The 19,272-nt window shown below is 74.1% G+C and carries 18 protein-coding genes and 2 pseudogenes; 11 read left to right on the top strand and 9 right to left on the bottom strand.

Features of this window, described 5'->3' with window-relative positions:
• Positions 1-10: 10 nt before the first annotated feature.
• Positions 11-178 (bottom strand): annotated as a pseudogene (locus tag ACFV0O_RS21635) (cytosine deaminase); the annotation flags it as partial.
• A gap of 52 nt (positions 179-230) precedes the next feature.
• Positions 231-815 (bottom strand): SRPBCC family protein, encoded by a 585-nt coding sequence (locus ACFV0O_RS21630; protein WP_380344097.1) that lies wholly within the window; start codon positions 813-815, stop codon positions 231-233.
• A gap of 270 nt (positions 816-1,085) precedes the next feature.
• On the opposite strand from ACFV0O_RS21630, the gene ACFV0O_RS21625 reads away from it, so the two are divergent.
• Both ACFV0O_RS21625 and ACFV0O_RS21620 read left to right on the top strand, forming a co-directional pair.
• Entirely contained in the window at positions 1,086-2,009 is a 924-nt protein-coding gene (locus ACFV0O_RS21625; RefSeq protein WP_360267185.1) for a LysR family transcriptional regulator, read from the top strand.
• A gap of 123 nt (positions 2,010-2,132) precedes the next feature.
• Positions 2,133-2,813, top strand: a pseudogene (locus tag ACFV0O_RS21620) (IS5 family transposase); the annotation flags it as partial.
• 149 nt (positions 2,814-2,962) lie between these two features.
• Here the strand turns inward: ACFV0O_RS21620 and ACFV0O_RS21615 are convergent.
• Entirely contained in the window at positions 2,963-3,739 is a 777-nt protein-coding gene (locus tag ACFV0O_RS21615; protein ID WP_380344094.1) for a crotonase/enoyl-CoA hydratase family protein, read from the bottom strand.
• Positions 3,740-3,912: 173 nt separating this feature from the next.
• On the opposite strand from ACFV0O_RS21615, the gene ACFV0O_RS21610 reads away from it, so the two are divergent.
• Positions 3,913-5,247: a PLP-dependent aminotransferase family protein gene (locus ACFV0O_RS21610; protein WP_380344091.1), complete on the top strand. Its 1,335-nt coding sequence runs from the start codon at positions 3,913-3,915 to the stop codon at positions 5,245-5,247.
• A 446-nt stretch (positions 5,248-5,693) separates the two neighbouring features.
• Here the strand turns inward: ACFV0O_RS21610 and ACFV0O_RS21605 are convergent, their stop codons facing one another.
• A complete protein-coding gene (locus ACFV0O_RS21605) occupies positions 5,694-6,680 on the bottom strand; it encodes a helix-turn-helix transcriptional regulator (protein WP_380344088.1) in 987 nt (328 codons plus the stop codon).
• A gap of 100 nt (positions 6,681-6,780) precedes the next feature.
• On the opposite strand from ACFV0O_RS21605, the gene ACFV0O_RS21600 reads away from it, so the two are divergent.
• On the top strand, positions 6,781-7,353 hold the full coding sequence (locus tag ACFV0O_RS21600) for a DinB family protein (protein WP_380344085.1): 573 nt from the start codon (positions 6,781-6,783) through the stop codon (positions 7,351-7,353).
• 107 nt (positions 7,354-7,460) lie between these two features.
• On the opposite strand, the gene ACFV0O_RS21595 is transcribed toward ACFV0O_RS21600, so the two are convergent.
• On the bottom strand, positions 7,461-7,706 hold the full coding sequence (locus tag ACFV0O_RS21595) for a heavy-metal-associated domain-containing protein (protein ID WP_380344082.1): 246 nt from the start codon (positions 7,704-7,706) through the stop codon (positions 7,461-7,463).
• 298 nt (positions 7,707-8,004) lie between these two features.
• On the opposite strand from ACFV0O_RS21595, the gene ACFV0O_RS21590 reads away from it, so the two are divergent.
• Both ACFV0O_RS21590 and ACFV0O_RS21585 read left to right on the top strand, forming a co-directional pair.
• Complete coding sequence (locus ACFV0O_RS21590; protein WP_380344080.1) at positions 8,005-8,724, top strand: DUF3152 domain-containing protein; 720 nt, start codon at positions 8,005-8,007, stop codon at positions 8,722-8,724.
• A 208-nt stretch (positions 8,725-8,932) separates the two neighbouring features.
• Positions 8,933-9,844: a glutaminase gene (locus ACFV0O_RS21585; protein ID WP_380344254.1), complete on the top strand. Its 912-nt coding sequence runs from the start codon at positions 8,933-8,935 to the stop codon at positions 9,842-9,844.
• 173 nt (positions 9,845-10,017) lie between these two features.
• Here ACFV0O_RS21585 and glmS read toward each other — a convergent pair whose 3' ends face one another.
• Both glmS and ACFV0O_RS21575 read right to left on the bottom strand, forming a co-directional pair.
• A complete protein-coding gene (gene glmS, locus ACFV0O_RS21580; RefSeq protein ID WP_380344077.1) occupies positions 10,018-11,844 on the bottom strand; it encodes a glutamine--fructose-6-phosphate transaminase (isomerizing) in 1,827 nt (608 codons plus the stop codon).
• A gap of 102 nt (positions 11,845-11,946) precedes the next feature.
• The gene (locus ACFV0O_RS21575) at positions 11,947-12,222 is read right to left on the bottom strand and encodes a hypothetical protein (protein WP_360267789.1); all 276 of its coding nucleotides are present in this window, start codon (positions 12,220-12,222) and stop codon (positions 11,947-11,949) included.
• A gap of 215 nt (positions 12,223-12,437) precedes the next feature.
• On the opposite strand from ACFV0O_RS21575, the gene asnB reads away from it, so the two are divergent.
• The 4 genes from asnB (at position 12,438) to ACFV0O_RS21555 (ending at position 17,823) form a co-directional block, all read left to right on the top strand.
• Positions 12,438-14,294: an asparagine synthase (glutamine-hydrolyzing) gene (gene asnB / locus ACFV0O_RS21570; protein ID WP_380344074.1), complete on the top strand. Its 1,857-nt coding sequence runs from the start codon at positions 12,438-12,440 to the stop codon at positions 14,292-14,294.
• A 288-nt stretch (positions 14,295-14,582) separates the two neighbouring features.
• Positions 14,583-15,704 carry a hypothetical protein gene (locus tag ACFV0O_RS21565; protein WP_360267794.1) on the top strand — a complete coding sequence of 374 codons (1,122 nt, stop codon included), beginning with the start codon at positions 14,583-14,585 and terminating at the stop codon, positions 15,702-15,704.
• 203 nt (positions 15,705-15,907) lie between these two features.
• Positions 15,908-17,332, top strand: coding sequence for a pyridoxal phosphate-dependent decarboxylase family protein (locus tag ACFV0O_RS21560; protein ID WP_380344071.1), 1,425 nt, complete (start codon positions 15,908-15,910; stop codon positions 17,330-17,332).
• A gap of 77 nt (positions 17,333-17,409) precedes the next feature.
• Complete coding sequence (locus ACFV0O_RS21555) at positions 17,410-17,823, top strand: hypothetical protein (RefSeq protein ID WP_380344069.1); 414 nt, start codon at positions 17,410-17,412, stop codon at positions 17,821-17,823.
• A 63-nt stretch (positions 17,824-17,886) separates the two neighbouring features.
• Here the strand turns inward: ACFV0O_RS21555 and ACFV0O_RS21550 are convergent, their stop codons facing one another.
• Positions 17,887-18,177: a muconolactone Delta-isomerase family protein gene (locus tag ACFV0O_RS21550; protein ID WP_380344067.1), complete on the bottom strand. Its 291-nt coding sequence runs from the start codon at positions 18,175-18,177 to the stop codon at positions 17,887-17,889.
• A gap of 216 nt (positions 18,178-18,393) precedes the next feature.
• Here ACFV0O_RS21550 and ACFV0O_RS21545 point away from each other — a divergent pair, with 216 nt between their 5' ends.
• A complete protein-coding gene (locus tag ACFV0O_RS21545; protein WP_380344064.1) occupies positions 18,394-18,771 on the top strand; it encodes a YybH family protein in 378 nt (125 codons plus the stop codon).
• Positions 18,772-18,904: 133 nt separating this feature from the next.
• Here the strand turns inward: ACFV0O_RS21545 and ACFV0O_RS21540 are convergent, their stop codons facing one another.
• Positions 18,905-19,162, bottom strand: coding sequence for a hypothetical protein (locus tag ACFV0O_RS21540; protein WP_360267808.1), 258 nt, complete (start codon positions 19,160-19,162; stop codon positions 18,905-18,907).
• Positions 19,163-19,272 lie beyond the last annotated feature (110 nt).

The raw sequence follows: 19,272 nt of genomic DNA, 5'->3' as shown, positions 1-19,272 counted from the left end.
CCGGCCCGGGTCAGCCCGTGAACCGGCCGTCGCGGGCGACCACCGGGCCCGCGCGGACCACCAGTTCGCGCGGTGGCAGGTCGATCACCACCTGCGGCAGGCACTCGCCGGTCACCGGCATGAAGTCGGCGGGCGTGCCCGGCCTCAGGGTGGCCGGCGGCAGGTCCAGCAGGCGGACCCGGCTAGGTCCGCCGGGTCCGACCGGTCCGCCCGGTCCACCCGCCGACTCGCTACTCCCCCTGCTCGGCCAGCGACTTGACGCCTTCGAGGGTGGCCGTCATGGCGGTGCGCAGCTCGCCCAGTCGGAAGGCGATGATCTTCTCCTCGACCTCCGGCTTGGCCTCGATGATGGCGCTCATGCCACTGCGGCCCGGGCCGATCACCACCGACTGGCGCAGCCGGGTGCCGCCGTCCTCGGGGGTCAGCTCGAAGCGCCAGCGGGCCAGCGCACCGGCCGCGTCGGACACCGGCTCGCCGAAGCGGCCGTCCGCGTCCATCACGGCCCAGGCGAAGGCCCGGGGACCGGCGGGGTCCGCGGAACCTGTCGAGCCGGTCGAGCCGGCGGGGTCGACGGGGCCGGTGAGCTCGGTCACCTCGGAGACGGTCCGCCAGTCGGACATGCCGGTGCGGTGGTTGTGTCCCTCGAAGCGGGCGCCCGGCGCCGGGCCGTCCGCGCCGTCCAGCCAGGCGACGCGGTGGAGCTCCGGGCTGAGCCGGGCGGGCAGTCCGATGTCCGTCACCAGCTCCCACACCCGTTCCACCGGTGCCTGGACGAAGATCTCGCAGACCGTTCCCGGACCCTCGGCGTAGCGCATTCCGTTCCCCCTCGTGTTCCCGCGCCTCGTACGCGGTTCGAACCAGCGATTCTGCGATGTGACGACTCTGCGATTGACGACTCTGCGGATCCGTACGGGTGTGCGTCGGTGCGGGTCGACACCCACCCGCTGCCCTCGCCGCGTCCGGAACGCCGCGGGGGCGGCGGGCGGGTTGCCGCCCTGGGCCCGGAATCGATGATCGAGCCCGGCGAACACCCAAGTCAATCCACCGGTTTGCTGGGGAACCCCCAAGCGATACCTTGGGTGGCCGTGACCATCGACGATCTCCGTGTCTTCACCGCGGTCTGCCGGGCCGGCTCGCTCAGCGCCGTCGCCCGTGACCTCCACTGCACCCAGTCCGCGGTCAGCCAGCACGTGAAGCGGCTCGAACGCGAGCTCGGCCTCTCCCTGATCGAGCGGCACCCGCGCGGGGTGGTCCCGACCAAGGCGGGCCACCTGCTCCAGGCCGCCGTCGCGACCGGTCTCGGCAGCATCGACCACGCGCTGCACCGGATCGCCGAACTCGCCCGCGGCGAGGGCGGATCCGTCCGGATCACCACCGGCGCCACCAGCATCCGGCACTTCATGTCCGGGGCCGTGGTGGCCTTCCGCCGGCGCTTCCCGCAGGTCAGCCTGGAGTTCCAGACCGAGGTGTCCAGCCGCAGCTGCCTGGAGGCGCTCACCGCCGGCCGGGTCGACCTCGCCTGGATCACCCTCGGCACCCCGGTCAGGGGCATCGGCCGGCGACCCGTCGTCGACCTGCCGTGGGTCCTCGCCGTCGCAGCCGGTGACCCGCTCGCCGCCAGGGCCCGCATCGAGCCCGCCGACCTCCAGGACGCCCGGCTCATCGGACTGCCGCAGAACTCGGTCGCCCGCTCCCAACTCGACGCCTGGCTCGGGAGGTCGGGCATCCGGCCGGTGTTCGACACCAGCGTCGCCGACTGGGACACCGCGATCCTGCTCGCCGAACTGGGCCTCGGCCACGCCGTCGTCCCCGCCCTCCCCCAGTGGCGCGGCCCCGGCCACCCCGGCCTGCGGCTGCTCCCGCTCCCCGACCTGCCGCCCCTCACCGCCGGCTGGGCCGTCCGCGACTGGGACAACCTCTGCCCCCTCTCCCGCGCCTTCGCCGACACCGTGGCCGCCCACTGCGGCGACGGGGCCGCCCTCCCCGCGGAGCAGCCGGAAACGGCCTGACCCCCGCCCGCCGGCCACGCCGCCCCCGCCGGTGAGGTCGTCGTACGGAGCGCGGCACAACCGCGCGGGCGGCTCCGAAAGTGTCGGGTAGTCGCGGTTGAGGAGCCCGCGAAGATCTCCTTCATGTGCGTCTGTTCGTGCAAGCCGTTCTACGACGCATCGTTGACGGATGCTCAATGAACGTCGATCGAGCCCCTGCCGCCGGAACGGGATCGGCGCCGTGGGACGCGGCCTACCGGTGGTTCCGCGCATGGTCGGCGGACGGCACCTGGGACCGGGTCCACGACACGCTGCGCGACAGGATCCGAGCGGCGGACGGTCGTGACCCGCAGCCCTCGGCGGCCGTGCCGGACTCGCAGTCCGTTCGCAGCCGCCAGGGCGGGCCAGGCGATCGGCTACGACGCCGGCAAGCGCGTGCGGGGCCGCAATCGACACCTGTTGGTGGACAGCTGCGGGCTCGTGCTGCGGGCGGTCGTGCACTCGACCTCCGTCCGGGACCGGGCGGGCGCGAAGCTGGTCCTCGCGGGCATCCGGAACCTGTTTCCGCAGGTCGGACTGGTCTGAATCGACGGCGGTGACGTCGACGTGGTCGACGCGGGCCTCGTCGGCCGGGCGTCCGAGCGCGAGAACCCGACGGTCGTGGCGGTGCCCCGCAACGCCGAAGTGGAAGGGTTCCAGGTGCTGCCCCGCAGGTGGGCGGCGGAACGGACATTCCCCTGACTGGGACGGTGCAGCCGGTTGGCACGGGACTACGAGCGCAAGACCGCGCACGCCGAGGCAATGATCAAGGTCGCCGTGATCCGCGCGGGACCGGCGGCACCGCCCGGACCACGGGGGTCGGCCCGGGAGGCACTGCCGGTCCCGCCGCACACCCCTCCCCCACCGGAAGGGCGGTGATCCGGGAGGCGGCGATCCTAAGGGCGGTGATCCGGGAGGCGGCGATCCGGGGGCGGTCAGCGCGAGGCGGACGCGCGGTCCAGGAAGCGCCGCACCCCGTCCCGTACGCCCTCGGTCGGTACGGTCGCCGCGAAGGCGGCCGCCTCCACCGCGAGCCCCTCGTCGATCGGCAGGTTGACGCCCCGGGTCACCGCCCGCAGGCAGGCGGCCACGGCGGTGGGGGCGTGCCGGATGATCCGTTCGGCCATATCCCGTGCGGTGTCCAGCAGTTCACCTGCCGGGACGGCCGAGTTGACCAGGCCGAGTCCGGCGGCGCGCGCGGCCGGGACCGGGTCGCCGGTGAGGATCATCTCCAGGCCGCGCTTACGGCCGACGTGCCGGGGCAGCCGCTGCGAGCCTCCGAAGGGCGGCGGGAAGCCGAGCGAGATCTCGGGCTTGGCGAAGGTCGCGTGCTCGGCGGCGACGGCCAGTGGTGCGGCCTCGGTGATCTCGCAACCACCGCCGTACGCCAGGCCGTTGACGGCCACGATGACCGGCTTGGGGAACTCCTCGATCCGCCGGGTGAGGGCGTGGCCGCGCCGGACGAACTCGCGCTGCGCCCGCTCGGGCCCGCCGGCGATGCTGGCGGCCAGGGACGGGATGTCGGCGCCCGCGCTGAACGCCCGCTGTCCGGCGCCGGTGAGGATCACGGCGCGGACGGTGTCGTCGGCGTCGATGCGGTCGAGCTCGGCGAGCAGCGCGTCGATCGTCGGGTAGTCGAGGGCGTTGAGCTTCTCCTCGCGGTCGATGGTGAGGGTGACGACGTGCTGGTCCCGCTCGCTGCGGATGGTCATGGGCGCGCGCTCCGTTCCCGGCCTCGTTCCAGGCCGCGCTTCCGGCCTCGTTCCGGGCCTCGGTCCCGGCGTCCCCGCCGGACGTGTCGAGATTAGGAACACCCGCCCATGACAATCCAGTTATTGTCCTGGATACATCCCCATCCGTGTGCCCCCGGAACGGCAGGTGACCCGTGCGACCGCCCTCCTACAAGGCCATCGTCGACGAGTACGCGACGGCGATCCGCTCCGGCGCGCTCCCGGCGGGCACCCGGCTGCCGACCCACCGCACCCTCGCCCGCGAACGGCGCGTCGCCCTCGCCACCGCCACCCGGGCCTACGCCGAACTGGCCGCCGCCGGACTGGTGGTGGGCGAGCAGGGCCGGGGTACCTTCGTCCGGGTCCGCTCCGGCTACGACGGCATCGAGCCCTCCCGCGCGCTCCCGGTGCCCCGGGTGGCGGACCTCTCCTTCAACCAGCCGCTCGCTCCTGACCAGGGCGACCTGCTGCGGCAGGCCCTGCGCGCCCTGGCCTCCTCCGGCGACGCCGAGGCCCTGCTGCGCCAGCACCCGCCGGGCGGCCACCGGCACGACCGGGCGGCCGTCGCCACGTACCTCCTGGCCCGCGGGGTCGACACGGCCCCGGAGAACGTGCTGCTCACCAACGGGGCGCAGCAGGCGCTGGACTGCGTGCTGCGCACCCTGACCCGCCCTGGGGACGTCCTGGCGGTGGACGCCCTCGGCTACCCCGGCATCAAGCTGCTCGCCGCCGCGCACGGGCTCGACCTGGCGCCCGTCGCGGTCACCCCCGCGGGCCCGGACCTCGACGCGCTGGACCGGCTCTGCCGCGCCCGCCCGGTGCGCGCGGTGTACACCATGCCGACCGTCCACAACCCGCTCGGCTGGGTCCTCGACCGGGCGCAGCGCGAACGCCTGGTCGGGGTGGCCGCCCGGTACGGCTGCACGCTGATCGAGGACGGGACGTACGCCTTCCTGGAGGCCGCGCCGCCCCCGCCGCTGCACGCCCTCGCGCCCGAACGCACCTGTTACGTCGCCGGGCTGTCCAAGAACGTGGCGCCGGGACTGCGGTTCGGCTTCGCCGTCCTGCCCGACCGCCTGGTGCGGGCCGCGACGACGCAGCTGCGCACGGCGGCCTGGGGCACGCCCGGCCTGATCACCGCCCTCGCCACCGGCTGGCTCGCGGACGGCACGGTGGCCCGCCTGGAGCGGGAGCGGCGCACGGACGCCGCCGCCCGTCAGGCCGTCGCCCGTACGGCCCTCGCCGGGCTGACCACCACCGCCCACCCCGGCTCGTACGTCGTCTGGCTCACCCTCGAACCCCACCAGCGGCCCGACCGGGTGGCGGCCGCGCTCGCGGCCGAGGGCATCCTGGTCTCCACCGCCGACGCCTTCGCGACCACACCCCACCACCCCGGCGCCCTCCGGCTCGCGCTCGCCACGCCCCCGCTCGCCGACCTCCCCGCCGCACTCGGCCGACTGCGCGCCACCCTTGACGCCATCGCGCCGTAGCGCCATGAGCACCCGCCCTCGCCCACGCAACCCGGGCAGAAAATCTGTAGACCGACCGACATATTCTGCTCGATCGCCCACCATCCGACTTCCTGCGCGCAGCCCCGCCCCTACCCTCAGCAAATCAGTAGACCGGTCGGCATATTCCACCCCCGTCACACACCGCCCGACACCAGAAGTCGACCCAGCCGACTTCCCGCGCGCAGCCCCGCCCCCACCCCCACCGAATCAGTAGACCAACCGACATATTCCACCCCGCCACACACCACCCGACACCAGAAGTCGACCCACCCGACTTCCCACGCACAGCCCCCCACCCGCACCCCACCTCCGCCCCACCTCCACCGAATCAGTAGACCGGTCGGCATATTTACCCGAAGGCAGCGCACGAGTCCGCGCCCGCGCCCGCGCCCGCGCCCGCGCCAGAAGTCGGCCGGCCCGACTTCCTACTCCTCCCGCTCTGCCGCCGCCTCCCCGGCCGCCGCCCGTCCGAAGCGGGTGCTCCAGTCCGCCAGCAGCGTCCGCAGCCCGGGAGGGCCGACCACCTCGAAGTCGGCGCCCAGCGACCCCAGCGCCATGGCGGGCCAGTCGAGGGAGTCGGCGGTCATCAAGAGCCGGCAGCGGCCGGGCGTGACGGGCTCGACCGTGCCCCAGCGGCCGACCCGGTCCCGGACGCGGTCGGCGGGCGCGTCGACGAGCACCTCGACCCGGTACGGGCGGGGCACGCCGTTGAGGCCGGCGCGGACGAACTCCGCGGCGTCGGCGGCCGGGAGGGTGCGCGGGGCGAAGCGGGCGCCGCTGCCCTGGGGGGCGGTCAGCCGGTCGAGGCGGAAGGTGCGCCAGTCGGCGCGGTCGAGGTCGTACGCGACGAGGTACCAGCGGCGGTCGAGGCAGACCAGCCGGTGCGGTTCGACGTGCCGTTCCGTTCCGCGGCCGTCGGCGGCCGTGTAGGCGAACCGCACCCGTTCGCCGTCGCGGCAGGAGAGCGCCACCACGGTGAGGACGTCCGGGTCGACCCCGGCGGCGGCCCTGCTGCCCCAGTCGACCGGGACGGTCACCGCGCGCAGCGCCTCCACCCGGCGGCGCAGCCGCGCCGGCATCACCTGGGCGACCTTGGCCAGCACCCGCACCGAGGCCTCGGCGACGCCCTCGACCGGGCTCTCGGCCGCCGCCTGCAGGCCCACCGCGAGGGCCACCGCCTCCTCGTCGTCGATGACCAGCGGCGGCAGTGCCGCGCCCGCCGCCAGCTGGTAGCCGCCGTCGACGCCGCGCTGCGCCTCGACGGGATAGCCGAGTTCGCGCAGCCGGTCGATGTCGCGGCGCAGGGTGCGCACGGAGACGCCGAGCCGGTCGGCCAGTTCGTCGCCGGGCCAGTACCGGTGGGTCTGGAGGAGGGAGAGCAGTCGCAGCGTCCGGGTGCTGGTGTTCGCCATGCCTCCGATTCTCCCCGGGATTCAGGACAGGAAGTGGCCGCAATGGTCCGTAACGTTGTTCTTGTCCGAGAGAGCAGGAACCGAACGGAAGGCCAGGACCATGACCACCACCAACGCCGCGAGCAGCGTCACCTCCGCGACCGCCGACGCCGTGCCGGCCTCCGTCACCGGCGAGCGCGCGGACTTCCTGGAGGCCTTGGCGAAGCACCGCTACTTCCTGCGCTTCACCACCCGCGACCTCACCGACGAGCAGGCCGGCCTGCGGACCACGGCGAGCGCGCTGTGCGTGGGCGGCCTGATCAAGCACGTCACCTCGATGGAACGGCTCTGGGTGGACTTCATCCTGGAGGGCCCGTCCGTGATGCCCGACTTCACCACCTGGACCGAGGCGGACCTCGCCCGCCGGGCCGACGAGTACCGCATGCTGCCCGGGGAGACGCTGGCCGGTGTCCTGGCCGCGTACGAGGAGGTGGCGCGCCGGACGGACGAGGTGGTGGCGGCGCTCCCCGACCTCGACGCCGCCCACCCGCTGCCGAAGGCTCCCTGGTTCCAGGCCGACGCCTCGTGGTCGGCCCGCCGGGTGCTGCTGCACGTCGTTGCCGAGACCTCCCAGCACGCGGGTCACGCCGACATCATCCGCGAGGCCCTGGACGGGGCGAAGACGATGGGCTGAGCCGGACGGCGGGACGGGGTCACGAAGCCGGACGCCGAGACCCGGAAGCCGGACCGGCGCACCCGCAAGCCCGGCCGCCGACCCGTCGTCAGGCCGCCGAGCCGTCGTCAGGCCGGCCCGACCAGCGTGAAGCCGGCCCCTTCGACCGCACCGCGCACCGCCGCCTCGTCCAGCGGCTGCGCGGAGGCGACGGTGACCCGCCCGCCCGCCGCGTCGGCGACGACGTCGGTGACGCCCGGCAGCGCGGAGAGCCCGGCACTGACCGTCCGCTCGCAGTGGCCGCAACTCATCCCGTCGACGGCGAAGACGGTGGTGGCGGTGGTGGCGGGCGTGACGGTGGTGGTGGTGGACATGGCGGTGCCTCCCGTGGCATTCCGGTGGGACGGACCGACCCGGGTTCGCTCCACGGGTCGACCGGCACCACCACACCCGATTCCGGTACCCCGGTCCCAGGGACACGCCGCACGGGTGACACCATCGAGCGGTTCCGGGAACCGGCCGGGCCGCGCGTCCGACAGGGGCCCGGACCCGCCCGGCGGGCGCCCGCTGAACCCCCGCCGCGCGCGGGGCCGTTCCCCTTGGTAGCACCCGTCGCCCGACCGGGCCCCGCTGGTCTCCGGTCGCCGATTCTCCGCCTGGAGCCGCACCACCATGTCCACGCCCGCCCGGATACCCGCCCGCCGGCTCCTCCCCCGCAAGCCCTGGCAGGGCGTGCTCGCGTTCGCGCTGACCGCCGCCCTGGCGGCGGGCCTGCTGTGGTGGCAGCCGTGGAGCGACCGCAAGCACGGCCCGGCCCCGCTCGCGTTCACCACCGCCCCCGGCGGCTCGGCCCGGTTCGGCACCGGCGAGCACCTGTACCGCTACAAGGTGCGGGTGGAGAACGGGATCGCGGAGAGTCCGGCGCAGTTCGCCGCCGAGGTGGACGCGGTCCTCGGCGACGTCCGGCACGGCTGGGCCGCCGGCGGCACGGCCTCCTTCCAGCGGGTGGCCGCCGACCCGGTGGACTTCACCGTGTACCTGGCCACCCCGAAGTCCACCGACCGGATCTGCGGGCAGTACGGGCTGGACACCGGCGGCTGGGTGAACTGCGGCGTCACCCACCAGGTGGTGATCAACCTCAAGCGCTGGACCGAGCTGTCCGAGTTCTACCAGGGCAAGCCCGAGCTCTACCACGCGCTGGCGGTCAACCACGAGGTCGGCCACATCCTCGGCAACGGCCACGTCGACTGCCCGGAGCCGGGCGCCCCGGCGCCGGTGATGATGCAGCAGATCAAGGGACTGCACGGCTGCGTGCCCAACGGCTGGCCCTACTCCGACGCCGGCGCCCTGCTCACCGGTCCGTCCGTCGTGGCCCCCAGCAGCGCCCCCTGACACGACGGCGCCCACCCCCGTACCGGACCCGCCTCCCGAAACACGGATAATCCTGGTCGGACCGGACGCCGCCCGCACCGCGCGCCCGGTCCCCGCCGTGTGCGTGCGCGGCGCGGGTGGTGGAGGAGCGCGGCGGAGGACCGTCGCGGTCGAGCGTGGTGGACAACGTGGAGGACGAACGGTGAACGGTGTGCCCGGCGGGGAGAACCTGGACTGGCCGGTGCTGCTGGCCGCCGCGGAGACGGCCGCCCGGGCGACCACGGGCCGGGGAAAGGTCGCCGACTACATCCCGGCCCTCGCCACCGCCGACCCGGAGTCCTTCGGCATGGCCGTCGCCACCGTCGACGGGGAGCTGCACGGCGTCGGGGACTGGGAGCAGCCGTTCTCCGTCCAGAGCGTGTCCAAGCTGTTCTCGCTGGCGCTCGCGGTCGCCTACGGCGGTGACACGCTCTGGCGGGGCGTCGGCCGCGAACCGTCCGGGAATCCCTTCAACTCCCTGGTGCAGCTGGAGACCGAGCACGGCATCCCGCGCAACCCGTTCATCAACGCGGGCGCCCTGGTGGTGACCGACCGTCTGCAGACCATGACCGGCGACGCCTCCGGCGCGGTCCGGGAGTTCCTGCGCCGCGAGTCCGGCAACCCCGGGCTGGACACCGATCCGGCGGTCGCCGCCTCCGAGGCCGAGCACGGGCACCGCAACGCGGCACTGGCCCACTTCATCGCCAGCCACGGGAACCTGGAGAACCCGGTCGAGACCGTCCTGGAGCACTACTACGCCCACTGCGCGCTCACCACGAGCTGCCGCGACCTGGTCCTGGCCGGTTCATTCCTCGCCCGGTACGGCGTGCGCGCCGACGGCACCCACCTGATGTCCCGCAGCGAGGCCAAGCGCATCAACGCCGTCCTGCTCACCTGCGGCACCTACGACGCCGCGGGCGAGTTCGCCTTCCGCGTCGGCCTCCCGGGCAAGAGCGGCGTCGGCGGCGGCATCCTCGCCATACTCCCGGGCCGCGCGGCCGTCTGCGCCTGGGGGCCGCGCCTGGACCAGGCCGGCAACTCCGTCGCCGCGGTCACCGCCCTGGACACCCTGACCACCCTGTCCGGCTGTTCGGTCTTCTAGGCGCCCTCCCCGGCACGCTTCCGGGAGCCCTCCCCGGCACGCCCGGAGCCGGCCGCCCGACGCCCGGGCCCCGGGCCCCGAGCCCCGGAACCCGTCGACCCCCGGCATCCGTCGGCCCCGGGCATCCGTCGGTCCGGGCACCCGTCGGCCCGGGGTGACGGGGGCAGTGACGGCTACTCCACCGTCACGCTCTTCGCCAGGTTGCGCGGCTTGTCCACGTCGCGGCCGAGGGCGACGGCGGCGTGGTAGGCGAGCAGCTGCAGCGGGATGTTGAGCAGCAGCGGGTCCAGCTCGGGCTCGCTCTTGGGGACCACGATGCAGTGGTCCGCGAGCTTCTCCTCCGGGCGGCGGTGCGCGACGGCGATGACGCGCCCCGACCGGGCCTTGATCTCGCCCAGCGTGGTCAGGTTCTTGTCCAGCAGCTCGTCGTCCGGGACGAGGGCCACGGTGGGCAGTTCGGGGCTGATCAGCGCCAGCGGGCCGTGCTTGAGCTCGCTCGCCGGGTAGGCCTCGGCGTGCACGTAGGAGATCTCCTTGAGCTTCTGCGCGCCCTCCCGGGCCACCGGGTAGCCGCGCACCCGCCCGATGAACATCATGCCCGCCGACTCGGCGTACTCGGCGGCGAGTTCGGCGATGGACTCGCTCTGGTCCAGCACCTCGCGGATCTGGTCGGGCAGTGCCTGCAGGGCCGAGACGATCCGGCGCCCGTCGGCGGGCGAGAGGTCGTGGATGCGGCCGAAGTGCAGGGCGAGCAGCGCGAAGGCGACGACGGTGGAGGTGAACGCCTTGGTGGAGGCGACCGAGACCTCCGGGCCGGCGTGCAGGTAGATGCCGCCGTCGCACTCGCGGGCGATGGCGCTGCCCACGGTGTTGACGACGCCGAGCACCCGGCCGCCCTTGCGCTTGATCTCCTGGACGGCGGCCAGCGTGTCGTAGGTCTCGCCGGACTGGCTGACCGCGACGTACAGGGTGTCCGCCTCGATCACCGGGTTGCGGTAGCGGAACTCCGAGGCCGGTTCGCTGTGCGCGGGGATCCGGGACAGCTCCTCGATCAGCTGCGCACCCATCTCGCCCGCGTAGTAGGCGGATCCGCAGCCGAGGATCTTGACCCGGCGGATCTCGCGCAGCTCCCGGGCGTCCAGGTTGAGGCCGCCGAGGTGCGCGGTGGCGAAGCGCTCGTCGAGCCGGCCGCTGAGCGTGCGCTCGACCGAGCCGGGCTGCTCGTGGATCTCCTTGAGCAGGTAGTGCTCGTAGCCGGCGGTGTCGAAGGAGTCGATCTCCCAGTCCACGGTGGACGGCTGACGGTGGGTGGTGCGGGCGTCGGCGGTGAAGGTGCGGAAGCCGTCGGCCCGGACGGTGGCCAGCTCGCCGTCCTCCAGGTGGACGACCTGGCGGGTGTAGCGGACCAGCGCGGAGACGTCGGAGGCGGCGAACATCTCCTTCTCGCCGATGCCGAGCACGATCGGGCTGCCGTTGCGGGCGACCACGATGCGGTCGGGCTGCTCGGCGTCGAGCACGGCGATGCCGTAGGTGCCGACCACCCGGCCGAGCGCGGCACGGACCGCGTCCTCCAGCTCGACGCCCTCGGTGAGGTGCGCGGCGATCAGGTGGGAGAGCACCTCGGTGTCGGTCTCGGAGCGGAACACGGCGCCGTCGGCGGTCAGCTTGGCGCGCAGTTCGTCGGCGTTCTCGATGATGCCGTTGTGGACGACGGCGACCCGCTCGGCGTTGTCCAGGTGCGGGTGGGCGTTGGCGTCGCTGGGAACGCCGTGGGTGGCCCAGCGGGTGTGGCCGATGCCGGTGGTGCCCTTGAAGCGGGCCGGCACGTCGGCGGCGAGGTCGGCGACCCGGCCCTTCACCTTGCGCAGCTTGATGCCGCCGCTGCGGCCGGTGACGGCGACGCCCGCCGAGTCGTAGCCCCGGTACTCGAGCCGGGCCAGCCCCTCCAGCAGGAAGGGGGTGGCGTCCTTGGGGCCGATGTAGGCCACGATTCCGCACATGCGTGGACTCCTCGTTGGTAGTGGCGTGGGTGGGACGGGTCGGGCGGGTCGAGCGGGTCGAGCGAGTGGGGCGCGTACAGCGGGCGGGACGGGCGACGGCGCTCAGCCGTAGACGATCCGCCGCAGCTGGCGGGCCGAGAGCTCCGGCGCCGAGACCCGGCGCTGCGGGAGCTCCTCGGCGAGCCGGGCGAAGATCCGCTCGTTGGTCAGACCGCGTGCCTGCAGCTCGGTGTGGCGGCGGCGCACGTACTCCTCGGTGCTCTCGGAGAAGTACGCCAGCACTTCCGCCACGACCTGCGCCGCCTCCCGGGGCCCGAGCGGGCTGGTCCGGGTCAGGTGGGCGAGGAGGTCTTCGTGAGGGTGGGGTGAGCTCGGCACGAGTGTGCAGCCTAGGCCGGTCCGGCCGCCGAAGCCAAGATTCCTGCCCGAAATCGGGCAGACATGACGACCTTTGGCCCAAGGCCGCCCCGCATCCACTCCCGGCGGCCGCCCCGGCCACCGTTCGTTCGCCTTCGGCCGAACCCTTGAACCGCCACCGGCTCCACACGTAGCGTGATCCCCTGAACACGAAGCGGAAGACCGGAGGCTTGCTGATGTGCGGCATCACCGGATGGGTCGCCTTCGACCGCGACCTCACCGCCGAACCGGGGGACCGGGCCGTCCTCGACGCGATGACGGCCACCCAGCTCTGCCGAGGCCCGGACGCCGGCGGCGCCGTCCTCGAACCGCACGCCGCGATCGGCCACCGCCGCCTCGCGGTGATCGACGTCGAGGGCGGCACCCAGCCGATGAGGGTGGAGCGGGACGGCCGACTGCTGGCCGCGCTCACCTACAGCGGCGAGGTCTACAACCACCGCGAGCTGCGCGCGGAACTGGAGGCGGCCGGGCACCGCTTCCGCACCCGCAGCGACACCGAGGTCGTGCTGCACGCCTACCTGGAGTGGGGCGACGGCCTGGCCGAGCGGCTCAACGGCATGTTCGCCCTCGCCATCTGGGACGCCCGGCGCGAGGAACTACTGCTGGTCCGCGACCGGATGGGCGTCAAACCACTGCACTACCACCGCACCCCGGACGGCGTGGTCTTCGGCTCCGAGCCGAAGGCCCTCTTCGCCCACCCCGCCGTCCGCCCGGTCGTCGACCCGGACGGGCTGCGCGAACTGCTCGGCTACACCCGCACCCCCGGCCTGACGCCGTACCGGGGCATCCACGAGGTCCGGCCGGGGCACGTCGTACGGGTGCGCCGCGAGGGGGTCTCGGTCCGCCGCTACTGGGCGCTGGAGGCGCGCGAGCACCGCGACGGCCTGGCGAACACCGTCGCCACCGTCCGGGCCCTGCTCGACGACATCGTGCACCGCCAGCTCGACGCGGACGTCCCGCTCTGCTCCCTGCTCTCCGGCGGTCTGGACTCCAGCGCCGTCACCGCCCTCGCCGCCCGCACGCTGCGCGCCGCCGGGGCGGGGCCGCTGCGCTCCTTCTCCGTCGACTTCACCGGCCAGGGCGAGTTCCACGGCAACGAGGTCCGGGAGACTCCGGACGGCCCGTTCGCCCGGCTGCTCGCCCGGCACGCCGGCACCGACCACAGCGTGATCGAACTGGACGCCGCCGAGCTCGCCGACCCCGCCCGGCGCTCCGCCGCGCTGCGCGCCCGCGACCTGCCGGGCGGCGTCGGCGACATGGACGTCTCGCTGCTGCTGCTCTTCCGCGGCGTGCGCCGGCACTCCACGGTCGCACTGTCCGGGGAGTCCGCGGACGAGCTCTTCGGCGGCTACGGCTGGTTCCACGACCCGCGGACCGTCGCCACCGAGGACTTCCCCTGGGCCGCCGGGCTCACCCGCATCGCCGGCGCGGGCTCCGGCCCGCGCGAGCAGCTGCTCGACGCCGAGCTGCTCCGCAAGCTCGACCTGGAGGGCTACCGCCGGGCCCGCTACCGCGAGGCGATCGCCGAGGTGCCGCACCTGGACGCGGCCGACCCGACGGAGCGCCGGATGCGCGAGATCTCCTACCTCAACCTGACCCGCTTCCTCTGCATCCTGCTCGACCGCAAGGACCGGATGAGCATGGCCACCGGCCTGGAGGTCCGGGTGCCGTACTGCGACCACCGGCTGGTCCAGTACGTCTTCAACACGCCGTGGGCGATGAAGAGCTTCGACGGACGGGAGAAGAGCCTGCTGCGCGCCGCCGTGCGGGACGTGCTGCCCGCGGCGGTCGCCGACCGGGCGAAGAGCCCGTACCCGGTGACCACCGACCCGCACTACTCGGCGCGGCTGCGCGCCGAACTCGGCCGCCTCGCCGCCGCGCGGACGGCCCCGGCGCTCGACCTGCTCGACGGCCGGCGCCTGGCCGACGCACTCGCCCCGGACACCGACCCGCGCTCCGTCCGCCTCGGCGTGGACCTCGCGCTCGACCTGGACGCCTGGCTGACGGAGTACCGGGTGACGCTGGAGCTCTGACCGCCGGCCCGACGCTCCGTCATCCGTCATCCGTCATCCGTCATCCGTCATCCGTCATCCGTCATCCGTCATCCGTCATCCGTCATCCGGACGGCGTAACGGCCCGGCCGGGCGGGCCGTTCCGCCGTAGGGGTGATCACCGGGAACCATCCCGCCGCCTCCGGGCGTCGCACGGTGCGGTAGCGTCGCCGACACCTCCCGAATGGCGGGCGAAATCGTGGATTCGCGCCCCCGTGCCGTCAGGATGGGAGCGAACCCGTTCACCTCGATCCGCCGGGGGATCCCGTCATGCAGCCGCGAGTCTTCGCGATTCTCACCGCCCTGCTCCTGGGCGTCCTGGGCCTCGGGTCGGTGGCCGTCACCGACTGGTCGCCCGCGGCGGCCACCTCGACCGCGGCGCCCGGCACCCCCGCCGACGGGACCGGCGCCGGTGCCCGGCCGGCCGCGGCGGGCGCCCCGAGCGCCACACCGACCGGCGACCCGGCGGTGTGGACCCGCTCGACGCTGCGCAACAAGCTGATGGCCGAGATGGACGCCACCGACCCCGGCGTCGCCCTCGCCGACCTCGACAAGATCACCAAGGAGAAGCCGTACACGGTGCGCTTCTGCCACCCGATCGCGCACGAGCTCGGCCACGCGGCGGTCAAGCGCTTCAACGCGGACTTCCAGAAGGTCATCTCCTTCCCGCACGAGACCTGCGCGGCCGGCTACCTGCACGGCGCGGTCGAGGAGATGCTCAACGCCTCCACCCAGCCCGAGGTGGACCTGCTCAAGCTCTGCCAGCCCAAGAACAGCGGCCCCTGCATCCACGGCGTCGGCCACGGCACGATGTTCGTCGCCAAGCAGGACGTCGCCAAGGCCCGCGACCTGTGCAACAAGTTCCCCACCGACCAGAACCGGATCCGCTGCTCCGAGGGCCTGTTCATGCAGCTCTTCGGCCCGGACGAGGAGGACGAGCAGGCCAAGGCCAACCTGCCCGCCGACAAGCTCGCCCAGGACCCGCTGTACCCCTGCAAGGACCAGCCGTCCCTGTTCCAGTCGGCCTGCTACTTCTACGCGCCGACCTTCTACCTCTCCTCGCACGACTACCCGAACCACCCCGAGGTCTACGCCGACGCCCTCAAGTGGTGCCTCAACGGCAAGGCCAGTGGCGGCGCGGTGGACTGCAGCCGGGGCGTGGGCTCGCGGACCATGAAGTACAACCTGGACCGCGAGGACTGGGCCGCCCAGCAGTGCGCGACCGCCGCCGACGGCTGGCAGCGCAAGGCCTGCGCCGAGGGCCTGGTCAGCTACTACACGGTCAACTACACCGACGCCGGTGCGGCCGGGCGGCTCTGCGCCAAGATCACCAACAAGGAGATGCAGGGCTACTGCCGCTCGGCGAGCGGCCTGTCGGCCTCGCTGGACTGACCCCGGCCGGCCCGGGACCGCCGGGGCCGGATCGGCAGGTCTCGGCAGATCTCGGCAGATCTCGGCAGGTTTCGGCAGGTTTCGGCAGGAGGGCCCGCGCCGCACGGCGCGGGCCCTTTGCGTAGGATCACCCGACCATCGCCTGATCAGGGTGCGCCGAGGACGCCGCGCCTGCCCTCCCCCGGCCCCCTGGAGTGTCCCGCATGGCCACCGACGACTTCCGCGCCGCCGCCCGCGCCACCGCCGACCTGGTCTCCGACTACCTCGCCGAGCTGCCCGACCGCCCGGTCTGGCAGCCCATGGCCGAGGCCGCCCGCGACGCCCTGCTCGACGCCCCGCTGCCCGCCGAGGGCCGCCCGCTCGCCGAGCTGGTCGACGCCATCGGGCGCGAGGTGATGCCGTACCCCATGGGCAACGGCAACCCGCGCTTCTTCGGCTGGGTGAACTCCGCCCCCGCCCCCGCCGGGGTGCTCGCCACCCTCGCCGCCTCCGCGATGAACCCCAGCTCGGCCGGCGGCGACCACGCCGACGTCCACCTGGAGCGCGCCGTCGTCCGCTGGATCGCCGAGCTCGTCGGCTTCCCGCACCCGGCCGGCGGCGGGCTGCTCACCTCCGGCACCTCGATGGCGACCATCGTCTGCCTCGCCGCCGCCCGCGACCGCGCCGCCCGACGGGCCGGCCTGGACGTCCGGGAGGACGGCCTGGCGGGCCTGCCCCCGCTGGTCGGCTACGTCACCGGCGAGACCCACTCCTGCGTCCGCAAGGCCGCCGAACTCCTCGGCCTCGGCAGCAAGCACCTGCGCACCGTCGCCACCGGCCCGGACGGCCGCCTGGACACCGCCGAGCTGCGCGCGGCCGTCGAGCGCGACCGGGCGGCCGGGCTGCTGCCCTTCCTGGTCGTCGCCTCGGCCGGCACCGTCGGCACCGGCGCGGTCGACGCGTTCGACCCGATCGCCGACCTGTGCGAGGAACAGCGCCTCTGGCTGCACGTGGACGGCGCGTACGGCGCATTCGGCCGGCTCGACCCCGCCGTCGCCCACCGCTACGCCGGCCTGGAGCGCGCCGACTCGCTCGCCCTCGACCCGCACAAGTGGCTCGGCGTCCCGGTCGACTGCGGCTGCGCCCTGGTCCGCGACACCGAGGGACTGCGCGCCACCTTCAGCCTCGTCCCGTCCTACCTGCGCGACGAAGCGGCCGGCGCGCTCGGCTGGTTCTCCGAGTACGGCACCGAGCAGACCCGCCCGTTCCGCGCCCTCAAGGTCTGGGCGACCATCGCCCACAAGGGCCGCAGCGGTCTCTCCCGGGACATCGCCCGGTGCACCGCACTGGCCCGACGCCTCGGTGAACTCGTCGAGGCCGACGCCGAGTTGGAGCTGCTTGCCGAGGTCCAGACCTCCATCGTGGCGTTCCGCCACCGCGCCACCGGCCGGGACGCCGCCGCCCGCGACGCCCTCAACCGCGCGCTGCCCGTCGCCGTCCAGGAGCGCGGCCGGGTCTTCGTCACCGGTGCCCGGCTGGGCGGGGCGGAAATGCTCCGCGCCTGCCTCCTCAACGCCGCGACGACGGAGGACGACCTGCACCTGCTGCTCGCCGAGGTCAGGGCCGCGGCCGCCGAGCTGCTGCCGTAACACTCCCCGACGGACCTTAACCCGCAGGTCACGGCCGGTTCGCGGACGGGAAACACCGGTCCGGCACGGTGGAGGTCATGGAGCACTCGAAGCCCTCCCTCCGCCGTGCCCACCGCTGGCGCCGCGACACCGTCGAGCTCGCCGCCGTCTTCCTCTCCGTCACCGCCGCCGACCTCGTCGCCAAGCTCGTCGTCGACGGCCCGGACGGCCCGGTCGTCCTGGGCACCTCCGCGCTCGCCCTGCTCGCCACCGCACTGCTCCACACCTGGTGGTCCCCGCACGCCCCGCCGCCGACGACCCTGTGGCGGGTCCGCACCACGGCGCTCGCCCACACCCCCGCGGCCCTCGCCGACCACCGGATCACCCTGCTCTCCCTCCACCCCGAAGAGCTCTTCCTCCGCACCGAACACTCGGTGACCCCGGCCGCCCTGACGACCCTGCTGACCACCACCGGCCACACCGTCGAGGCCCCGCCGACCCGGATCGCCTGAACCCGGCCGCGGACACCCGCCTGCGGACACCCGGCCGGGCGGACCCAGTCCGGGCATCGCCCGTCAGGCCGGCCCGGGGTCGTTGGGGTGCGGTTCGAGCGGGGTCACCACGGCGGTCATCCACGGCCACAGCGGAAGGCTGCCGAGCACCTCCGCCCGCAGCAGGGCCTCGTCGGCGGCCCGCCAGACGCCGATGCTGCGCCGTTCGCCGACCGGGCGCCACAGCCGCGCCAGGTGGCCGGTGGCGGCCAGCTCGCGGGCCCGGACGGCCTCGGCAGCGCGCCGCCGGTCGACCTCCTCCTCGGAGATGCCCTCGGGAATGACGGTGGTGATCTCCACCAGGAACTCGTGCACGGACCCGCTCCCTTCTCGACCCGGCCCCCGCCCCCATCGTCGGCCCGGCCCTCGCCCGCCGCCACGACCGACCGGCACCCGGTGGGCCGGTCGGACGAATCCGCGGCCGACCTCCGGCGGTCGCCCGCCGACCGGCAGCGAACCACCCGCGCCGGGCGGGATCCTCCCCCTGGGCGGCCGACGCCGCTCCTCGTGCCACACCCCGGGAGTACCGCCATGCACCGCACCACCGAAGCCGACGAGACGATCCTGCGCGCCGTCCTGGACGACTGGAGGGCCGCCGTCGACCGGCACCTCCCCGACCGGGTCGCCGCCCTGTTCACCGAGGACGCGATCTTCCAGGGCCTGCACCCCTACAGCGTCGGCCGCCCCGGTGTCGCCGCCTACTACGCCGCCCAGCCCCCCGGCATGACCGCCGACTACCGCGTCCTGGAGACCAGGCGCCCCGCCGCCGACCTCGTCCTGGGGTACCTGGGCGTCGACTTCGCCTTCACCGACCGGCCGACCCTCACCGTCCACCTCGGCGTCCTGCTGCGACGCACCGAGCAGGGCTGGGCCATCGCCCACTACCAGGTCTCCCCCACGACCGCCTGACCCCGGACGGGCCCGGGCAGGAAGACCACCGGGCGACACGGCGCCGGATGCGCACGCGGCCGCCGGGCCGCCGGGCCGCCGGCGGCGGGGGCCCGGGGGCTCACCCGCCGCCGGCGCCGGACCTCCGGCGGGGTCAGCCCTTGGCGGCGGGCTTCACCACGCACACCGCGTTGCCGAGCATCGAGCCGAAGCCGCCCAGCAGGGCACTGGTGACGGACTTGCAGGCGGCCGCCTCCTCGGGTGTCTTGGGGCCGTTGTCGCCGGAGGAGGAGGTGACCGTGGAGGAGGTCACGGCGGCGGCGGGCTGGGCGAGGGCGAGCGGGGCCACGAGGAGCAGCGCGCACCACGCGGCGGCCCGTACGGACGTCCGGACCGGCTTCTTCACTGACATGGGGAACCCCTTCGGATCGGCATGGGATCGGCGGAAAGCCGAGCCATCCCTATCCGAAGGGGTTCCCCCGCTGACGGATCCTGGGCCATCCGTGGGTGTGTCCCGCCGAG

It is taken from the genome of Kitasatospora sp. NPDC059577, from assembly GCF_042735475.1.
In the GTDB taxonomy this organism is placed as follows: Bacteria; Actinomycetota; Actinomycetes; order Streptomycetales; family Streptomycetaceae; genus Kitasatospora.
The sequence above is the reverse complement of the archived record's forward strand: the minus strand, read 5'-3'. Positions and strand labels throughout refer to the sequence as shown.